Genomic DNA, 18900 nt, shown 5'->3' with positions numbered 1-18900 from the left:
ATGATACCGATTCGCATTTAACTGAATCGCGACAATAGGCCGAGTCAATGAAGCCCGTCGCGAACAACGGGCGCTTACAGGGCGCCGCCGCCGGTTCTTCTCGACGACGTCGCCCGCTCCGCTTTGATCTCGGTTCGATCACATCGGCACGCGAAAACCCGCTTCGCTGCCGGTTCGGATTCACAAACAAGTATCGGGGAAACGACATGTTGAGAAAGACGCCGCTTGCCGCGGCATTGGTAACTATCGTCGCGGCGCCCGTAGCCGCGCCGCTTTACGCCCAGACCGCACCGCAGGCCGCGCAAGCCGCACCGCCGAACGCGCCTTCATCGCAAGTCGCGCAAGCGGCCGCACCGCAAGGCGCTTCCGCCGCCACCGCGCCCGAAACCGCCGCCCTGCCCGCCGTCAAAGTGACGGGCCAGGCCGACGCGCCCGATTTCCAGCCGGACATGTCGAGCGTCGGCGCGAAGGTGCCGACCGCGCTGCGCGACATTCCACAGGACGTCGTCGTGGTGCCGAAGGCGGTGTTGAACTCGCAGGCGGTGAGTTCGTTTTCCGATGCGCTGCGCAACGTGCCGGGCGTCACGCTCGGCGCGGCCGAAGGCGGCCAGATCGGCAACAACATCAATCTGCGCGGCTTCTCGGCGCGCACGGACATCTATCTCGACGGGTTCCGCGATCGCGGCCAGTACTACCGCGATACCTTCAACCTCGACTCGATCGACGTGCTGTACGGCCCGTCGTCGCTATACTTCGGGCGCGGCTCGACGGGCGGCGTCATCAACCAGGTCAGCAAGCAGCCGAACATGAAGCCGCGCGCCGATGTCTCGCTGCAGGCAGGCACGCACGACCGCTTCCGCTCGACCGTCGACATCAATCAGCCGATGACGGATACCTCCGCGTTCCGCATCAACGCGTTCGGCCAGTCGCTCGGCTCGACGCGCGACGAGATGATCAACAAGGACTACGGCATCGCGCCCGAAGTGAAGTTCGGCATCGGCACGCCGACGCAAGTGACGCTGTCCGCGCTGATCCAGCACAACCGCGATCAGCCCGACTACGGCATTCCGCCGTTGAACGGCCACCCCGCGCCGGTCGATACGAAGACGTTTTACGGCTTCACCGACGACCGCACCATTCAGGACGTGCAGACGCTGAACGCGCGCGTGGAGCATCGCTTCAACGACATGTTCACGCTGCGCAACCAGACGCAGTTCAGCCACTACAGCACCGAGGCGCGCGCGACCAACGCCGCGGCCGTGCTGACGGGGCCGCTCGGCACATCGCCTGCGCTTTCGAACGGCAACTACACGACGCTGCCATTGTCGTCGCTCTTCGTGCGTCTGCAAGGCAAGGACCGTAATATCAACGATCACTCGGTCTACAACACGACCGACTTCCAGGGCAAGTTCGCGACAGGCTTCCTCAAGCACGACATGCTCGCGGGCGTCGATCTGAGCCACGAAACGTACAGCAACCAGAGCTTCACCGCGACCACGCCGGGCCTGCCGTCGAACACGCTCGCGATCGTGCCGCTCGTAGATCCCGCTTACGTGCCGCGTCCGGCGAACTATCGCGAGGTGGCGACCAATCTCGCGGAATCGAGCGCGAACGGCATCGGCCTTTATTTGAACGATACGATCTCGATCGGCGAGCACTGGAAGTGGGTCGGCGGCGTGCGCTGGGACCGCTACGAAGCGGCCATCCACAACTCGATCAACGCGCCGGGCTACGCGACCCAGACGAACTACTTCACGAGCGTGCGCACCGGCGTCGTGTGGCAGCCGGCGGACTGGCAGTCGTACTACGTGTCGTACGGCACGTCGTTCAATCCGTCGCTCGAAGCGCTCACGCTCACCAACGGCCAGCAGAACACGCCGCCGGAACACAACCGCTCGTATGAAATCGGTTCGAAGTGGGATCTGCTGAACGGCGGGCTGTCCATCACGCAATCGCTCTTCAATATCGACAAGACCAACGCGCGCACGCAGACATCGACGGGCGAATACACGCTCGACGGCGACGTGCGCGTACGCGGTTATCAATTGGGCGTCGCAGGCCACATCACGCGTCAATGGCAGATGTTCGGCGGCTACACGTATATGGACGGCACGGTGCAGAAGGCCTTCGACGGCACCACGGGCAACCAGCTCGCCAACACGCCGCATCACATGCTGACGCTGTGGACCACGTATGACTTCACGCCTGTTTGGCAGGTTGGCGGCGGGCCGTCGTATGTGTCGTCGCGCTATGCGGCGAACAACAATCTCGTCCAGGTGGGCGGCTACGTGCGCTGGGACGTGATGGCTGCGTATCATCAGAAGAGCTACGATATCCAGTTCAACGTGCAGAACATGTTCGACAAGAAGTACTACGACGCCCTGATTCCGTCCGACGGCGGGCGCGCGGTGCCGGGTCTTGGCCGCACGTTCATCGCGACGTTGAATTACCGCTTCCGTTGATGTGAATGCGAGCGCGCCGCGCGGCACGCGGCGCGCGTTCGCGAAGGCAATAACAATGATCCTCTCGATACCGAACGTGCTGAGCGCGGAAGATGCCGCCACGATGCGCGCGCGACTCGAAGCCAGCGACGCATGGGTCGATGGCCGCGCGACCGCGGGCTATCAGGGCGCGCCGGTCAAGCGCAACATGCAGATCGCGGAAGGCTCGCCGATCGCGCTCGAACTGGGCGATGCGCTCGTCGGCGTGCTCGAACGTCATCCGCTTTTCATCAGCGCCGTGCTGCCCAATCGCGTGTATCCGCCGCTCTTCAATCGCTATGAAGGCGGCATGCATTTCGGCAGTCATGTCGATGGCGCGATCCGCATCGTGCCCGGTCATGGCGCGCGCGTGCGCACCGATGTGTCCGTCACGCTTTTTCTCACGCCGCCCGACGAGTATGACGGCGGCGAGCTCATCATCGAAGATACCTACGGCGTGCAAGAAGTGAAGCTTCCCGCCGGGCATGCGATCGTCTACCCCGCGACGAGCCTTCATCAGGTACGGCCCGTCACGCGCGGCGCGCGCATATCGAGCTTCTTCTGGGCGCAAAGCCTCGTGCGCGACGATGCTCAACGCGCACTACTCTTCGATCTCGACAATTCCATTCAACGCCTGAACGCGACCAACGGCGACGAAGCCGCGAAGCGCTCGCTCGTCGGCTGCTATCACAACCTGCTGCGCATGTGGAGCGATACGTAAGTTACGCGGCGCGCAGTGCGTTCGAAGGCGCCTGCCCCACTTCGGCGAGCAAGGCTTCATCGCGCGCGATCACATCCGGCAGATGCGCGCGAAGGAACTCGACCCACGTGCGCGTCTTCGCATCGACGAACTTGCGTGACGCATAGAGCGCATAGAGATTCGTGCGTTGCAACGTGTGACGCGGCAACACGCGCACGAGCGAGCCATTGCGCAAGCCCTCGATCGCCGCATAGAGCGGCAACATGCCGATGCCCATGCCTTCGCGGATCGCGACCACGAGCGATTCCGCGATATTCACCTGCACCGTTCCGCTGATCTGCAACGTCTCGCGGCCCTCGGGCCCCTCGAGCGTCCATTCGCGCGCGGGAAACGCGGGCGTCTGCAAGGTGAGGCAATCGTGCTGCGCGAGATCGGCCGGTTCCTTCGGCGCGCCACGCGAAGCGATGTAGCCCGGCGATGCGCACAGGATGCTGAAGGTCGCGCCCAGCTTGTGCGAGATGACTTCCGAATCCGATAACGCGCCCGCCGACACGACAGCCACGTCGCTGCTGCCTTCGAAGAGATCGGGCATGCGCTGCGACAGCGTGAGTTCCACTTTCACATCGGGATAGAGCGCGCGATATCGGGCGATGGCGGGCAGGATGTAATGCTGTCCGACGCTCGCGAAGCTGAACATGCGAAGCGTGCCCGACGGATGTTCATGCGCGCAGCTCGCTTCTTCTTCGGCGCCGTCGATGTCGGCGAGAATCTGGCGCGCGCGCTTCAGATAGCGCTCGCCCGCCGACGTGAGCGCGAGACGCCGCGTCGAGCGGTTCATGAGGCGCGTGCGCAAATGGGCTTCGAGTTCGGAGACGGCGCGCGACATCGCGCCTGTGGTCGAGTTCATCGACTGTGCGGCGGCCGTGAAGCTGCCGGCTTCGATCACGCGGGTGAAGACCCGCATGTTCTGTAGGGTATCCATCAAACCGTAACGATGACATCGGAGGCGCTATTGTCCGCTTTCGCGCGCGATCGATTGTTGTTGAATCAGGAAAGAATGTTCCCTGATTCCCGCATTAATCCGGCAAGACAGCTTGCCTACAATCGGCGCCTTCTTGAGCAGAGGTATATCGGCGGATCGCATGTCGTTTCTGGAAGCACGCTTGTCGACGCGCGACTGGTTCGCCACCGACGGCCACGTGTGGCTCCATCTCGCGAAGACGCTGCTTGCCGCGTTCATCGCGATGGGTCTCGCGATGCGCCTGGAACTGCCGCAACCGCGCGTTGCGATGACGACCACGTTCGTGCTGATGCAGCCCTTCGCCGGCATGGTCCTCGCGAAGAGCGTCTACCGGTTCGCGGGCACGGCGCTCGGCATGCTCGCCGCGCTCGTTTTGGGCGCCGCGTTCGTGCAGCAGGCCGAACTCTATGCGCTCGCGCTGACGATATGGGTCGCGGCCTGCACCGCGTTCGCGGTGCGTTATCGACAGTTCCGCTGGTATGGCTTCGTGCTCGCGGGCTATACGGCCGCGTTGATCGGTATTCCCGCCGTCACCGATCCGAACGGCTTGCTCATCGCGACGCTCACGCGCGGCGCGGAAGTCATGCTCGGCATCGTGTGTTCGAGCGTGGTGAGCGCGCTCGTCTTCCCGCGTCATGCCAGCGCGACGCTCATGCACTCGCTCGATGCGCGTCAGGCGCGCTTCGCTGCATTCGCCGCCGACGTGCTGCGCGGCCGTCTCTCGCGCCTCGCGCGTGAGCGCCGTTTCGCCGATTTCGTCGATGAGATCGTGGGCTTCGAAGCGACGCGCGGCTTCGCTGCATACGAGTCGCCCACGATGCGTCAGCAACACGGCAAGCTCGCGCGACTGAACAGCGCGTTCATGGATGCGTGCGCGCGCCTGCATGCACTCGATCAGTCGATGAAGCGTCTGCTCGCCGACGACAACACGCAATGCGCACACGATGCACTCATGCCTTTCCTCGAAGAACTCGCGCGCATCTTCGAACGCGCATCGCCGAACGTGCAATTCGAACGCTACAAGGCGACGCTTCCAAAGCGCCTGCGCGATGCGCAACGCGGCCTCGCCCACGCCGACGATGCGACGCAACTCGACTTCACGACCTCGGCGGAGCTTCTGTATCGCTTCATCGCCGATACGATTCGTTATGTATCGATCGCGAACAGCGCGCATCCTCAAGATCGCGCATCTTCGCGATATGAAGCGAAGACCAACCGCTTCGTGCTCGCCGCGACGTTCATGCGCACCGGCATCGTGATCGCCGCGACCGCGTGGTTCTGGATCGTCACGGCGTGGCCGAGCGGTGGTTACGCGGTGATCGGCGCGACGTTGGCTTGCGCGCTGTCGTCGGCATCGGCGCGGCCTTCGAAGTTCATCGCGCAGATGGCGGCGGGCGCGGCGCTCGCGATCGTCACGGGCTACGTGTATCTGTGTCACGTGTATCCGGCCATCGACGGCTTCGCGCTCCTGTGCGCGATGCTCGCGCCACCGCTCGCGGCAGGCGCATTCCTCGCAATGCGCTCCGACACCGCCGGATACGGTATCGGCTTTTGCGTGTTCTTCTGCCTGCTCGCCGCGCCCGATAACCGCATCGTCTACGATCCGGCGCTGCTGCTGAACAACGGCCTCGCGGTGCTCGTCGCGATGCTCGCCGCGGCCATCGCATGCGCGGTCCTCGTGCCGCCGCGCACGTCCTGGCTCATCGGCAAGACGCTCGCCGAACTGCGCGCTCAGGCCGCGCTCGCGTGCGAAGGCAAACTCGCGGGACTCGGCGAGCGCTTTCATTCGGGCACGCACGATCTGATGTCGCAATTGCGCGGGCTGCTCACGCGACGCTCGCGCGAACATCGTCATGCGCTGTCGTGGATGCTCGTCACGCTCGAAGTCGGACAGGCGATGATCGATTTGCGGCACGAAGCGCGTGCGCTCGATGCACAGCGCTTTCCCGATGTATTGCGCATCGCGTGGAGCACGTCGCTCGCGCGCGTGCTGCGCGATATCGCGGTGCTGTTTCGCACCCCCGACAGCGCGACGCTGCGCCGTGCGATCGGTTCGGTCGTCGCATCGATCCTGATCGCGCAGGGCATGCTCGAACTCGCGCGCGCCGACCGCGAAGCACGCCACAACATGCAACGCGTGCTCGCGTGCCTGCACTTCATCCGCACCGCGCTCGTCGATCCCGATGCGCCTTTCGTTCCTTCGCATGAAAAGGTGCCTTCCTGGCGCAGCGATTAATTCGCGGCATCGTGCGTCTTATAGTGAAGTCGATTCATCGTCGGCGCGCTCATTTGCCGCACTTTCACGGCGGCTTCAGGCGTTCGTACGTGCCTCGAATTGGATGAAACGCAAAGTCGTGCGGCATTGGGACAATGTCTTTCAACCTTGCGATTCGACGGCAAAGCGCGCTACCTATAATCGCCTTCGTTTAAAACGAAGCTCTGGAAGATAGACGTCGATGTACGAAGACCGTATTCGCTGTGCCGCCTTGCGCGGAAAAATCACCTCGGCCGCCGAAGCGGTCCGACTCGTGCGCGACGGCATGATCGTCGGCACGAGCGGCTTCACGCGCGCGGGCGACGCGAAGGCCGTGCCGCTCGAAATAGCGCGCCGCGCGCGTGAAGAAAATGAACCGTTGCGCATCACGCTCATGACAGGCGCATCGCTCGGACATGACACCGACCGCATCCTGACCGAAGCCGGCGTGCTCGCGCGCCGCCTGCCGTTTCAGGTCGATAGCACGCTGCGCCGCGCGATCAACCGCGGCGACGTAATGTTCGTCGACCAGCATCTGTCCGAGACCGTCGAGCTGCTGCGCGCGAATCGCCTCGGCAAACTCGATCTCGCGATCATCGAGGCCGCCGCGCTCACGGAGACGGGCGGCATCGTGCCGACGACTTCCGTCGGCAATTCCGCGAGCTTCGCGATACTCGCGGAACGCGTGATCGTCGAGATCAATCTTGCGCAACCGATGGCGCTCGAAGGCCTGCACGACATCTGGATTCCCGAGCGCCGCCCGCAACGCGAGCCGCTTCCGATCGTGCGCCCGCATGACAGGATCGGCGCCGCGGCAATCGAGATTCCGTTCGACAAGATCGCCGCCATCGTCATCACCAATACGCCGGACAGCGCGTCCACCGTCTTGCCCGCCGACGCGGACACCGCGTTGATCGCCGGGCATCTGATCGAGTTCTTTCAGCATGAAGTGTCGCGCGGGCGTCTGCCGAAACAATTGCCGCCGTTGCAGGCGGGCATCGGCACGATCGCGAATGCGGTGCTCTCGGGATTCGCCGCGTCGCCGTTCGAAGCGCTGACGATCTATTCCGAAGTGCTGCAGGACTCGACCTTCGATCTGCTCGATTCCGGCAAGGCCGCGTTCGCATCGGGCGCGTCGATCACGCTGTCCGCGCAACGGCATGAGAAGGTGTTCAGCGATATCGAACGCTACCGCGACCGGCTCGTGTTGCGGCCGCAAGAAGTGAGCAATCATCCTGAGGTCATCCGGCGTCTCGGACTCGTCGCGATCAACACGGCGCTCGAAGCCGACATCTACGGCAACGTGAATTCGACGCATGTCGGCGGCACGCACATGATGAACGGCATCGGCGGCTCGGGCGATTTCGCGCGCAATGCGGCCTACGCGGTGTTCGCCACGAAATCCGTCGCGAAAGAGGGCCGCATTTCGAGCATCGTGCCGATGGTGCCGCATTGCGATCACAACGAACACGATGTCGATATCATCGTGACGGAGCGCGGGCTCGCGAATCTCACGGGCCTCGCGCCACGCGAACGCGCGATGAGCGTGATCCAGAACTGCGCGCATCCGCTTTATCGCGATCTGTTGCGCGACTATTACCGCGATGCAGCAGCGCTCGGCGGGCACACGCCGCATCGTCTCGATCAGGCGTTTTCGTTTCACACGCGCTTTGCCGAGAGCGGTTCGATGCTTCGTTAAAGCGTTATCGCGCGCATTATGCTGCGCCGCGAAAGCGAATGCTGCGCGACAACGAAGCCGCTGCGCGAAGTTTAGGCGCACAATGGCGGGAGCCTGCTTGGGCTGGCGAACAGGAGGAGCATCATGACCGCCATCACCTGGGTTCTTGCCGCCGATGGCAGCCGGGCCCGGATCTTCGAAACGCAAGGTTTGAAGCTGGACCTGCGACAAGTCGAGGACATCAGGAACCCGGCCACGCGCGCGGCGGAAACGGCAGAAAGGGACCGGGAGAAATTCGCGAGAACCGTCGCCGAGTATCTCGAACAGAGTCGCCTGCATCAACGATTCGATCGCTTGCGCCTCGCCGTCGAGCCCAGGTTTCTCGGCTTGCTGCGCAATCATTTGAGCGGCGAAACGCTCAAGCTCGTGTACGAGGAAGTCAACAACGACGTGTCGAACATGGACACGCGCGATATCCGGCGTCAGCTCGACCGGCCCTGAACAGCGCTTCTGGCGCGCCGTTCCCCGCGAGGAGACACGGCGCGCCGCGCGTCACGCCGCGGGCATGATGTTCTGATTGCTGCGGAACACATTGTCCGGGTCGTAACGCCGCTTCACATCGGCGAGCCGCTCGTAATTCGGCCCATACGCCGCCTTGACACGATCGCCTTCTTCACCCGTCATGAAGTTCACGTAGACGCTGCCGAGTGCGTGCGGCGTCATCGCGGCGAACATGTCGCGCGCCCATTTCGTGCACTTCTCGTCGTCAGCCGCATCGCTCCAGCGGCCGTGAATGTTGATGGTATAGATCGAATCGCGGTTCGCGTAAGCCGTTGCATCGACAGGAACGCGGTTGGTCTGCCCGCCCATCGCGCCGATGAAAACCTCGCACTGCGTCGACGGAAGCGACTTCACCGCATTCGTCAGGATATCGAACGTTTCGTCGTTCAGGCTCGCGAAGTTGTGCGACTTCCAGTAGTTGCGCTCGCCGGGCGTCAGCAGCGGATCGAATGCCTTCTGCCATGCGGCGAACGGCATCGCCCCGAGATGCTCGCCGTAAGGCGTGCCGAAGCTGCGCGCGGGCGCGAGCGCCCTTTCACCGTTTTCAACCGGCCCGACATAACAACTCGCCAGCACGACGACCGGCTTGCCATGCACGTCTTCGGGCAGGAACGGCAACGGCGGCGCGAGACGCAGCACGGCCCACACGGTCAGATCGTCGGGGCTTTGCGCCACGAACTCGCGATACTTCGGCAGCACTTCGTCCGCCTGTTCGAGCGGATACACGACGAGCCCGCCGTAGATCTGCGGACCCACTTCATGCAACTGGTATTCGAATAGCGTCACGACGCCGAAGTTGCCGCCGCCGCCGCGCAACGCCCAGAAGAGATCCGGATCGCTTTCGGCACTCACGCGCCGCCATGTGCCGTCCGCCGTGACGATCTCCGCCGCGACGAGATTGTCCACCGTCACGCCGAACTTGCGGCTGATCCAGCCGAAGCCGCCGCCGAGCGTGAGACCCGCGACGCCTGTCGTGGAGTTGATGCCGAGCGGCGTCGCGAGACCGAATGCCTGTGCTTCGTGATCGAAGTCGGAAAGCAGCGCGCCGGGTTCGACATAGGCGCGTTTCGCTTGCGGATCGATACGCACGGATTTCAGCGCGGAGAGGTTGATCATCAAGGCGTCGTCGCTGACTGCGCTGCCCGCGATATTGTGCGATCCGCCGCGAATCGAGACCAGGAGACCGTTGTCGCGCGCGAACGCGAGCGCGGCGATCACGTCGGCCGTGCCCGCGCAGCGCACGATGAGCGCGGGGCGTCTGTCGATCGTTGCGTTCCAAACTTTGCGTGCATCGTCGTAGTCGGCTTCCGACGGTGAGATGATCCTGCCTCTCACCGACGCCTTGAGGGTGTCGATCGCTTCGCCTGAGATGTTGACCATTGTGAGACCTCGCTGCTGAGTAAAGCGCTGCGACGTTTCCGACCCTGCCAGTTGGTACGCGAAAGCGCAAGGAACCCGCCGTCGGATCGCGGGTGGCGTGTCGATCGGATGCACACCGGAGAGACCACGAGAACGGGAGTGAAATGCGGGAAGCGGACGCTTCGATCCGCTCGTTGATTTAATGCCTCGGGTTACGCGATGTAAAGTGCCGGACCAGTGAAATCGTGCACGCGATCTAGCATGTATCGGACAAAGTTGCCGATGAGGGGCGATAGCTAATTTAGCACTTCATAACTTTGATTCGGACAGTTATATATTGGCGTCGATTAAGGACACACTGCTTATTTAGAAAGCGAAACGGGCGTCTTGCGACGCCCGTCGAACTGCATTGCGACGCTACGCTCTCAAGCCCGCTCGAGCACCGCCATCTCCCGCACCACCACCAGCAACATCGAAAGACTCGCTCCGCCGCTCGCCCGCAGTTCCGCCAGCAGCCGCGTATAGCGATCCAGCGCGTCTTGCCGTTTCGCGCGCCAGCTTTCGACGATCACATCGGGCGCGTCGATGCCACGCGATTGTTCGAGCGCGCTCACGGTCAGCGCGCGCTTCAGTCGCGCGAGCTCTTCCAGCGCCGCCGCGCGTGCGAGCAGATCCCAGTGCGTCGTGATCGGCAACGCCATCGCCCGTTCGGCGATGCCGCGATAGTCGAGCAGCGTGCCGATGCCGAAGTACACGCTCGCGACGAGTTCGAGACTGCGCTCCGAGCACGCCGCCACTTCCGCGCTGTCGAGCACCGCCGTCGCGATCTCGCCGCTCGCGACGCGCGCCGCGAGACTGCTTTCGACGCCCGCATCCTCGAATTCGCGCCGGCGCGCGTACCACGCGTCGAGCTGCGGCGCGGGCAAGAGCGCGGGCAGTTGCGGCGCGAGCCGCTGCGCCGCCTCGCGGCAGCGCGCAAGCAAGCCTCGCGCTTCGTGCGCGCCCGACCCGTTGTGCTTCAGATGACGCAGGAACCAGAGCGACGTATCGTCGAGCAGACGCACGACATCGACGAACATGCGCGCCTGCACTTCATCCGCGACGATATTGTCGAGCTTGTCGATGCTGCGCCACAGATCGTCGAGATCGAACACGTCGCGCACCATCAGCGCCGCGCGCACGATATCGCTCGGGCACGCATCGGTCTCTTCCATCAGCCGATGCACGAACGTGCAGCCCACGCGATTGACGAGCGCATTGGTCAGATGCGTCGCGGCAATTTCGCGCTTCAGCGGATGGCGCTGCATCGTCTCGCTATAACGTTGCTGCAAGGGCTTCGGGAAATAGTCGGGCAGCATGTCCGCGACGAGCGCATCTTCCGGCACGCTCGATTCGAGCAGTTCGTCGTAGAGCCACATCTTGCCGTACGCGAGCAGCACCGCGCGCTCGGGCGATGTAAGGCCCGACTTCGCGGCCGCGCGCTCGCCGATCTCATCGTCCGATGGCAGGAACTCGATCCTGCGCTTCAAGCGGCCCGCGCGTTCGAGGAAGCGCATCATGCGCGCCTCGGCATCGAGCGTCTCGGCCTCATGACGCTTCGCGATCGACAACGCCTGCGTCTGCGCATAGTTGTCCTTCAGCACGAGCAGGCCGACTTCATCGGTCATCTCGGCGAGCAGCGCGTTGCGCTGCTTCTCGGTCATCTCGCCATCCGCGACCACCAGCCCGAGCAGAATCTTGATATTTACTTCGTGATCCGAACAATCTACGCCTGCCGAGTTATCGATTGCATCCGTATTGATGCGCCCGCCGCGCTGCGCAAACTCGATGCGCCCCAGTTGCGTGAGCCCGAGATTGCCGCCTTCCGCGACGACCTTCACGCGCAGCTCCGCGCCGTTCACGCGCACGGCGTCGTTGGTGCGGTCGCCGACTTGCAGATGCGTCTCCGCGCTCGACTTCACGTACGTGCCCACGCCACCGTTGTAAAGCAGATCGGCTTCGGCAAGCAGGATCGCGCGAATGAGTTCGTTCGGCGCGAGCACCGATGCGCTGATTCCAAGCGCCTTCTGCACTTGCGGCGAGATCGGAATGGACTTCGCCGTGCGCGGATACACGCCGCCGCCCGTCGAGATCAGCGAGGCATCGTAATCGGCCCAACTCGAACGCGGCAGCGCGAAGAGACGCGCCCGTTCTTCGAAGCTCGTCGCCGCATCGGGCGTCGGATCGAGAAACACATGCCGATGATCGAACGCCGCGATCAGCCTGATATGACGCGACAGCAGCATGCCGTTGCCGAACACGTCGCCTGACATGTCTCCGACGCCGACCACGGTGAAGTCCGTCGATTGCGTATCGAAGTTCATCTCGCGGAAATGGCGCTTCACCGATTCCCACGCGCCGCGCGCGGTGATGCCCATCTTCTTGTGGTCGTAGCCGACCGAGCCGCCGGACGCGAATGCATCGTCGAGCCAGAAGCCGTATTCGTGCGCGATCGCGTTCGCGTAGTCGGAGAACGTCGCCGTGCCCTTGTCCGCCGCGACGACGAGATACGGATCGTCGGGATCGTGGCGCACGACGTCAGGCGGCGGCACGATGCCATCGGGCGTGCGGTTGTCGGTCACATCGAGCAGGCCGCGCAGGAACATCTGATAGCACGCGACGCCTTCGTTGAGAAACGCTTCGCGATCCGTCGCGGGCGGCGGATTCTTCACCACGAAGCCGCCCTTCGATCCCACCGGCACGATCACCGTGTTCTTCACCATCTGCGCCTTCATGAGGCCGAGCACCTCGGTGCGGAAGTCCTCGCGCCGGTCCGACCAGCGCAGGCCGCCACGCGCGACGCGTCCGCCGCGCAAATGCACGCCTTCCACGCGCGGCGCATAGACCCAAATCTCGAACATCGGCTTGGGCTCGGGCAGGCCCGGCACTTTCGACGGATCGAGCTTGAAAGACACATACGGACGCGACTGGCCGCTCGCATCGCGATGAAAATGGTTCGTGCGCACCGTCGCCGTGATGACGCCCAGAAACTGCCGCAGGATGCGGTCTTCGTCGAGATTGGGTACCTGATCGAGCGCCGCCTCGATATCGGCGAGCACGCGTTCCGCGGCCTTGTCGCGCTCTTCGGCCGAGCCGCTGCGCGCCGGATCGAAGCGCACCATGAAAAGTTGCAGCAGCTTCTTCGCGATCAGCGGATTGCCGATCAGCGCGCGCTCGATATACGCATCGCTGAACGTGGAGCCGACCTGTCGCAGGTACTTGGCATACGCCCGCATGATCGTCACGTCGCGCGCGCCGAACTGCGCGCGCAAGACGAGACGGTTGTAGTCGTCGTTCTCGATCTCGCCCGACCACACGCTCGCGAACGCGTTCTCGAAGAGCGGCTTCACGCGGTCGATGTCGAACTCGACGTCGTCCTGCAATTCGAGCCCGAAATCGTGGACCCATGCATTGGGCGCGCCGGTCGGCTCGATCAGATACGGACGCTCTTCGTCGACACGCACGCCGAGATGCTCGAGCATCGGCAGGCTATGCGACAGCGCAATCGGATCGCCGACGCGATACACCTTGAAGCGGAACGCGCGCCGCCCGGCTTCGATCGGACGGTACAGACTCATCGACAAACCGCCGGGCCGCGTGTGCGTCGCCTCGATCAGTTCGATGTCGCGCACCGCCGTGCGCGCCGGATAATCTTCGCGATAACCCGCGGGAAACGAATCGGCATAACGCTGCAACAGACGATTGCCCGCCTCTTCGCCGTGACTGTCGATGAGCGCATCGGCGAGATCGTCCTGCCAGCGGCGCGCCACCTGCACGATGCGCGCTTCGAGCTCGCGCGTATCGACTTCGGGCATCGCACCGCGGTCTGCGCGTACGACGATATGAATTCGCGCAAGTGGCGATTCGGATAAGAGCGGCGTGAACTCGATGCTCTTGCCGTTGAACGCCTCCATCAATACCTTGCTGATGCGGCGGCGCAAGTCGGTGTTGAACTTGTCGCGCGGCACGAAGACGAGGCACGACACGAAACGGTCGAAGCGGTCGCGCCGCACGAAGAGACGCGTGCGCTGATGTTCCTGCAAACGCAGCACGCCGATCGCGATATCGAAGAGCACGTCTTCATCGGCCTGGAAAAGCTCGTCGCGCGGATACTGCTCCAGCACGGAAATGAGCGACTTCGCCAGATGCCCTTTTTCGAGGAAACCCGCGCGCCGCACGATGTTCGCGCATTTGCGGCGCACGATCGGAATCTCGGAAGTCGGCACGAGATACGCGGTCGACGTGTACAGGCCGAGAAAGCGCCGCTCGCCGGTCACCTTGCCATCGGGCGACGTGCGCTTCACGCCGACATAGTCGAGATAGCCAGGCCGATGCACCGTCGCGCGCGAGTTGGCCTTCGTCAAAAAGATCGGCGCCGCGCCTTCGATGATCGCGGCCGCGCCCGGCGGCAACGGCGTCACGTCGCCCGCCGAGGGCTCGCGCAAGGTTTCGCGCAGAATGCCCAGGCCCGAGCCGGCGACGCCGCGCAACGCGGGACCGCCTTCGTGCTCGACGAGCTCGTAATCACGGCAGCCGAGGAAGGTGAAATGGTCCGCGACCATCCATTCGAGGAACGCGCGCGACTCGATGCCATCGGGCGTCGTGTCGCGCGTCTTCAGATCGCCGATCGCGACGCGCGCCGCGTCGACCACCTTCGGCCAGTCCTCGACCGCCGCGCGCACGTCGCCCAGCACGCGCGCGATGTTGTCGCGCACTTCGTCGAGACGCTCGCCGTCGCCGCAACGGTCCACTTCGAAATGAATGAACGATTCGAGCTCGGAGTTGCCATCGCCCGCTTCGGCGTGACCCTGACCGATGCGCTCGATTTCGCCCGCATGCGCGCCCGTGCCGGAGCGCCACACGCGAAACACCGGATGAATCGCCGAATGCAGCGCGAGACCGAGGCGGTTGAGTTCCATCGACACCGAATCGACGAGAAACGGCATGTCGTCGTTGACGATCTCGACGACCGTGTGATCCGAGTGCCAGCCGTGCTGCTCCAGATTCGGGTTGTAGACGCGCAGCACCTCGCGCCCGGGCACGAACTTCTGCGCCGTCTGCCAGTGCGCCATCGCGGCGCCGTAGAGATCGGCGACATCGCGGTTCGCGATATCCTCGACATCGACCTGCTCGTAGTAATAGCGAAGCAGCGGCTCGATTATTTTGAAGGCTGGCTCCGGCAATCGTCCGCGCGCGAAGTCCAGAAGATCGTTGATGAGCTGTTCGACCCGCGCTTCGTTCTTGACCAGCATGATGTCCTCCCGAGGCTTTCGGTTGCGATGCGGTTGCGGCGCTCTTCGAGTCAATCAACAAGATTATGCGCCGGCCCGCGCCATTGGCCCCGGGTCCGGCATGTGCGGTTGCACAAAGACGGTGCGCGCATGTCCCGTACCTTAGCCGCGCCGCGTGACCTTTGCGCGACATCGGCTTTGGACTTATCTTCGATAGCGGCGCATCAGCCGACGGAGGAATCGTTATGCACGACACGACGCAAGAGACAGCGCAGCAAACGGTCGTCACGGTGCGGCCGCAGGAAAAGCTCGCGACGGTTCAGCATCTTCCCTATTTCATCGGATTGTCGGCGGCGACGGCCGGCACGCGCGGCCTCGCGATGCATCTCGTCGTCGTGCCGCCGGGCGGACGCGGCGAGCCGCATGTCCATGTGGGGTACGAGACGGGCATCTACATACTGGAAGGACGCATCGAAACGCGCTATGGGCCGGGACTGGCGGAATCGGTCATCAACGAGCCGGGCGACTTCGTGTTCATACCGCCGGGCGTGCCGCATCAGCCGGTCAATCTGAGCGCAACGGAGCCTGCGCGCGCCGTGATCGCCCGCAACGATGCGAACGAGGCGGATCGCGTCGTGCCATACGATCCGGCAGACGCGAAGCCTCAGTAGCCGGAAGCGCCGGTTCCCGGAAGATCGACGTAGCCGCTGTCGGCGAAGCGCGCGCCGCCGAACGCGCCGCCCGCGAGCTTGCCGCGCACCGCATACGACACCTTGCTGACGGTGTCGCCGCTCGCGAAGCCGAATGCCTGACGCGCGACCGAAAACGCCGATACGGTCACCGGCACGGACACCACCGTCTCGCCGAAACGCGGCACCGTCCCGCGCTGATCGCTCACGCCGCTCGCGAACGCGCGGCCGTTGAGGTCGAGATCGAGCGCGACGCCGTCGAAGTCGATCGGCGCATCGTTCGGATTCTGCACGCGCAACTTCACGGCGAAGCGCATTTCGAGCCCTTGGCCTTCGAGCGGTTCGATGCCCGCGACGGTCACGCGCATCGCGTCGCGGTTGAAGAAGCCCGCGCAGCCGTCGAGCGCGAGCATCGCGAACAACGCGAGGAAGAAGAACAGGAAGCGATTGCGCATGGGATTCGATTGCATGAGAACGTGACTCCTCGCGATGTCGTGCTAGATGTGCAGCGCATTCAGCAGCATGCGGCCATAGACGTGATGAAACCAGACATCGTCGACGACGAAAAGCGCCGCAGCCCACGAAGCCGCCACGATGATCAGATCGCAATGCCCGCTCGTCCACAGTCTGAGCGAATGCCGCCCGACGATCCACGGCACGCCGAGCGGATTGGGCCAGTCCGCAAGCAGATGCATGAGGCCGCCGCACGCGAAGCCGAACGCGAGCGGCGCCGCCGGATGCTGCCCGAGAAAGTGATAGGACAGCGCGAGCAGCGCGGCCCAGCCGATGCCCCAGTGCGTGAGGGTGCGATGCGTGATCCAGAGCCGGCGCGCGCGCGTCCACCATGCGACTTCGAGCCAGTCGGGCGCGGTGGCGCCGACGACGCCCGCGAGCAGCGCAAGCACGCCCGCCACCATGTCCGCGCCCGCGTCCCTGACCGGATGCATCACGACCGCCGCCGCGATGATGCCCGCCGCCCATCCGGTCGCGTGATGCGCCTTGCTCGATGCCATCGAAAAACCTGCCTTTGTAGCCCATGCCGAAGAGCGCGCATGTTCGCACGGCGGACACATCCGAAGCCGGGCTGAAACATAAACTTACGCAATTGCGCGCGTCGAAACACGCTTGTGATCACATCGGCGGCGACGCGGCGCGGCGTTGACTAAAATGATTGCTAGATTGCTGCGCAATTCACGCTGCGGACGCTCTCGAAGCGTCCCACGCCCGCCTGCGCATCAGGCATTGAACGTATCCATACCCATCCGGCCGTCATGCAACACCTGAAATACCTGAGCGCCTACCCGAACACGCTACAGGACAAGGTGCGCCGATTGATCGCCCAGCAACAACTGGGCGCTTATCTCGATGCGCGCTATCCGAACAAGCACGCGGTGCAGTCCGATCGCGCGCTTTATGCGTATTGCTCGGACCTGAAGCAGGAATTCCTGCGCGTCGCGCCCGCCATCGACAAGGTCTTCTACGACAGCAAGCTCGATGTGCTCCGACACGCGCTCGGCCTGCACACCGCGATTTCGCGCGTGCAGGGCGCGAAGCTCAAGGCGAAGAAGGAAATTCGCATCGCCTCGCTCTTCAGGGACACCGCGCCCGAATTTCTTCGGATGATCGTCGTGCATGAACTTGCGCATCTGAAGGAAAGCGATCACAACAAGGCGTTCTATCGGCTGTGCGAGTTGATGCAGCCGGGCTACCATCAGATCGAATTCGACTTGCGGCTTTATCTGACGCATCGCGATCTTGCGCGTACCAAGGTGGCGTGAGGGTCGCTGCGGTGCATCAGTATGACCAGGCAAGCGCGGCGGCGTATCCGGCGGGCGCGGTGAGTGAAACTGCATCGAACGCGCCTGCATCGCGCGTGAGTGCGTATCGAACGCCATCGCGCGGCAGCACCGAAAAGCGGTCCATTGCGATCGTCGCGCCGCCGATGCCGTCGCCGTGGGCCTTCAGCACTGCCTCCTTGGCCGTCCAGCAGTCGAAAAACGTCGCGTTCCGGGCGGGCTCCTCGGCCATCGATTCGATTTCTCGGCGGTCCATCTCAGCGAGCACTGCGGGCGCGAGTTCGCGCCACTTGAACGTCGCCTGGGCTTCTTCGATATCCACGCCCACACGCCTTGCCCGCGACACCGCGATCAGGCCATACGCGCCCGAATGCGACACATTGAAGTCCGGCGCGTCCGCATGCGCGAGGAACGGCCTGCCGCGATCGTCGGCGTCGAGCGCGAGCGTCGCGGCATCGCGGCCCGTCTCGGCGGCGAGCACGTGCCGCAACGCGCAACGCACGGCGCTAAAACGCGCGGCATCCGCATGACGCATGAAGCGCGCGGCGCGAGCGCGCTCGCTCGCGTTCATCACCGCATAGGCCGCGCTGTCGAGCGGCGCTGAGAAATCGATATCGACCCGCCATACGCGAACGTCCGCAGGCGCAGCGGCGGGAAGCGGCATCGGCTGGATGTCGAAGGGAAGCGCCGTTTCGGTCATTTGGGTGCGTACTGCGCCTCGCCGTTGCCGAAGGACCAGTTCTCCTTTTTCACTTCCACGAGACTGATGAACACGTCCTCGCGCGGCAGTTTCAGGCGTTCGTGCAGGCCATCGGCGACGGCCTTGTAGAACGCGCTTTTCTTCGCGAGATCGCGGCCTTCGTTGAGCGTGACCTGAATTACGACGCAATCGTCGGTGCGGCTGATGCCGAGATATGTGCGATCGACGATGAAATCCGTCGCGCCGTGCTCGGCGATAATCTGGAAGCGATCGTTCTCGGGCACGTCGAGCGTCGTGCGCATGGCGTCGTACACCACGTCGCCGATGGCCGTGCGATACGCGCTGTCCTTGCCTTTCTGCAGATCGATGCGAACGAGCGGCATGATTCTCTC

Annotated in this window: 14 protein-coding genes; 7 read left to right on the top strand and 7 right to left on the bottom strand. The window is 63.8% G+C overall.

Going from position 1 to position 18900, the window contains the following annotated elements; all coding sequences use genetic code 11:
• Nucleotides 1-206: 206 nt before the first annotated feature.
• Nucleotides 207-2462 (top strand): TonB-dependent receptor, encoded by a 2256-nt coding sequence (locus NCS28_RS16805; RefSeq protein ID WP_250514880.1) that lies wholly within the window; start codon nucleotides 207-209, stop codon nucleotides 2460-2462.
• A gap of 55 nt (nucleotides 2463-2517) precedes the next feature.
• Complete coding sequence (locus tag NCS28_RS16800; protein WP_250514879.1) at nucleotides 2518-3201, top strand: Fe2+-dependent dioxygenase; 684 nt, start codon at nucleotides 2518-2520, stop codon at nucleotides 3199-3201.
• A 1-nt stretch (nucleotide 3202) separates the two neighbouring features.
• On the opposite strand, the gene NCS28_RS16795 is transcribed toward NCS28_RS16800, so the two are convergent.
• Nucleotides 3203-4162, bottom strand: a complete 960-nt coding sequence (locus NCS28_RS16795; protein ID WP_250514878.1) for a LysR family transcriptional regulator — start codon at nucleotides 4160-4162, stop codon at nucleotides 3203-3205.
• Between the two features lie 133 nt (nucleotides 4163-4295).
• Here NCS28_RS16795 and NCS28_RS16790 point away from each other — a divergent pair, with 133 nt between their 5' ends.
• The 3 genes from NCS28_RS16790 (at nucleotide 4296) to NCS28_RS16780 (ending at nucleotide 8634) form a co-directional block, all read left to right on the top strand.
• Nucleotides 4296-6437, top strand: coding sequence for an FUSC family protein (locus NCS28_RS16790; protein ID WP_250514877.1), 2142 nt, complete (start codon nucleotides 4296-4298; stop codon nucleotides 6435-6437).
• Nucleotides 6438-6657: 220 nt separating this feature from the next.
• Nucleotides 6658-8154, top strand: coding sequence for a succinyl-CoA:acetate CoA-transferase ScpC (scpC, locus tag NCS28_RS16785; RefSeq protein ID WP_250514876.1), 1497 nt, complete (start codon nucleotides 6658-6660; stop codon nucleotides 8152-8154).
• Nucleotides 8155-8277: 123 nt separating this feature from the next.
• The gene (locus tag NCS28_RS16780) at nucleotides 8278-8634 is read left to right on the top strand and encodes a host attachment protein (protein WP_250514875.1); all 357 of its coding nucleotides are present in this window, start codon (nucleotides 8278-8280) and stop codon (nucleotides 8632-8634) included.
• A 51-nt stretch (nucleotides 8635-8685) separates the two neighbouring features.
• On the opposite strand, the gene NCS28_RS16775 is transcribed toward NCS28_RS16780, so the two are convergent.
• The gene (locus tag NCS28_RS16775; protein ID WP_250514874.1) at nucleotides 8686-10074 is read right to left on the bottom strand and encodes an FAD-binding oxidoreductase; all 1389 of its coding nucleotides are present in this window, start codon (nucleotides 10072-10074) and stop codon (nucleotides 8686-8688) included.
• Between the two features lie 404 nt (nucleotides 10075-10478).
• Nucleotides 10479-15344, bottom strand: a complete 4866-nt coding sequence (locus NCS28_RS16770; protein WP_250514873.1) for an NAD-glutamate dehydrogenase — start codon at nucleotides 15342-15344, stop codon at nucleotides 10479-10481.
• 224 nt (nucleotides 15345-15568) lie between these two features.
• Between NCS28_RS16770 and NCS28_RS16765 the strand changes: the two genes are divergently transcribed.
• The gene (locus tag NCS28_RS16765) at nucleotides 15569-15994 is read left to right on the top strand and encodes a cupin domain-containing protein (RefSeq protein WP_250514872.1); all 426 of its coding nucleotides are present in this window, start codon (nucleotides 15569-15571) and stop codon (nucleotides 15992-15994) included.
• Here NCS28_RS16765 and NCS28_RS16760 read toward each other — a convergent pair.
• Nucleotides 15988-16482 (bottom strand): LEA/WHy family protein, encoded by a 495-nt coding sequence (locus NCS28_RS16760; RefSeq protein ID WP_250514871.1) that lies wholly within the window; start codon nucleotides 16480-16482, stop codon nucleotides 15988-15990. The genes NCS28_RS16765 and NCS28_RS16760 overlap by 7 nt on opposite strands.
• 27 nt (nucleotides 16483-16509) lie before the next feature.
• Nucleotides 16510-17025 (bottom strand): metal-dependent hydrolase, encoded by a 516-nt coding sequence (locus NCS28_RS16755; RefSeq protein WP_250514870.1) that lies wholly within the window; start codon nucleotides 17023-17025, stop codon nucleotides 16510-16512.
• 258 nt (nucleotides 17026-17283) lie between these two features.
• Between NCS28_RS16755 and NCS28_RS16750 the strand changes: the two genes are divergently transcribed.
• Nucleotides 17284-17790, top strand: coding sequence for a M48 metallopeptidase family protein (locus tag NCS28_RS16750; RefSeq protein ID WP_250514869.1), 507 nt, complete (start codon nucleotides 17284-17286; stop codon nucleotides 17788-17790).
• Between the two features lie 16 nt (nucleotides 17791-17806).
• Here the strand turns inward: NCS28_RS16750 and NCS28_RS16745 are convergent, their stop codons facing one another.
• Complete coding sequence (locus tag NCS28_RS16745; protein ID WP_250514868.1) at nucleotides 17807-18508, bottom strand: 4'-phosphopantetheinyl transferase family protein; 702 nt, start codon at nucleotides 18506-18508, stop codon at nucleotides 17807-17809.
• Complete coding sequence (locus NCS28_RS16740) at nucleotides 18505-18891, bottom strand: tautomerase family protein (RefSeq protein ID WP_250514867.1); 387 nt, start codon at nucleotides 18889-18891, stop codon at nucleotides 18505-18507. Before NCS28_RS16740 ends, NCS28_RS16745 begins: the two co-directional genes overlap by 4 nt.
• Nucleotides 18892-18900: the final 9 nt, after the last annotated feature.

This window comes from Caballeronia sp. INDeC2, assembly GCF_023631325.1.
Classification (GTDB): Bacteria; Pseudomonadota; Gammaproteobacteria; order Burkholderiales; family Burkholderiaceae; genus Caballeronia.
Note: the sequence above shows the minus strand (reverse complement) of the source record. Positions and strands in the feature narration are given on the sequence as shown.

Excerpts from the sequence above, each read along its gene's own strand:
- NCS28_RS16805 (WP_250514880.1), top strand. The coding sequence starts at position 207 with ATGTTGAGAAAGACGCCGCTTGCCGCGGCATTGGTAACTATCGTCGCG.
- NCS28_RS16800 (WP_250514879.1), top strand. The coding sequence starts at position 2,518 with ATGATCCTCTCGATACCGAACGTGCTGAGCGCGGAAGATGCCGCCACG.
- NCS28_RS16795 (WP_250514878.1), bottom strand. The coding sequence starts at position 4,162 with ATGGATACCCTACAGAACATGCGGGTCTTCACCCGCGTGATCGAAGCC.
- scpC (WP_250514876.1), top strand. The coding sequence starts at position 6,658 with ATGTACGAAGACCGTATTCGCTGTGCCGCCTTGCGCGGAAAAATCACC.
- NCS28_RS16780 (WP_250514875.1), top strand. The coding sequence starts at position 8,278 with ATGACCGCCATCACCTGGGTTCTTGCCGCCGATGGCAGCCGGGCCCGG.
- NCS28_RS16775 (WP_250514874.1), bottom strand. The coding sequence starts at position 10,074 with ATGGTCAACATCTCAGGCGAAGCGATCGACACCCTCAAGGCGTCGGTG.
- NCS28_RS16770 (WP_250514873.1), bottom strand. The coding sequence starts at position 15,344 with ATGCTGGTCAAGAACGAAGCGCGGGTCGAACAGCTCATCAACGATCTT.
- NCS28_RS16765 (WP_250514872.1), top strand. The coding sequence starts at position 15,569 with ATGCACGACACGACGCAAGAGACAGCGCAGCAAACGGTCGTCACGGTG.
- NCS28_RS16760 (WP_250514871.1), bottom strand. The coding sequence starts at position 16,482 with ATGCAATCGAATCCCATGCGCAATCGCTTCCTGTTCTTCTTCCTCGCG.
- NCS28_RS16755 (WP_250514870.1), bottom strand. The coding sequence starts at position 17,025 with ATGGCATCGAGCAAGGCGCATCACGCGACCGGATGGGCGGCGGGCATC.
- NCS28_RS16750 (WP_250514869.1), top strand. The coding sequence starts at position 17,284 with ATGCAACACCTGAAATACCTGAGCGCCTACCCGAACACGCTACAGGAC.
- NCS28_RS16745 (WP_250514868.1), bottom strand. The coding sequence starts at position 18,508 with ATGACCGAAACGGCGCTTCCCTTCGACATCCAGCCGATGCCGCTTCCC.
- NCS28_RS16740 (WP_250514867.1), bottom strand. The coding sequence starts at position 18,891 with ATGCCGCTCGTTCGCATCGATCTGCAGAAAGGCAAGGACAGCGCGTAT.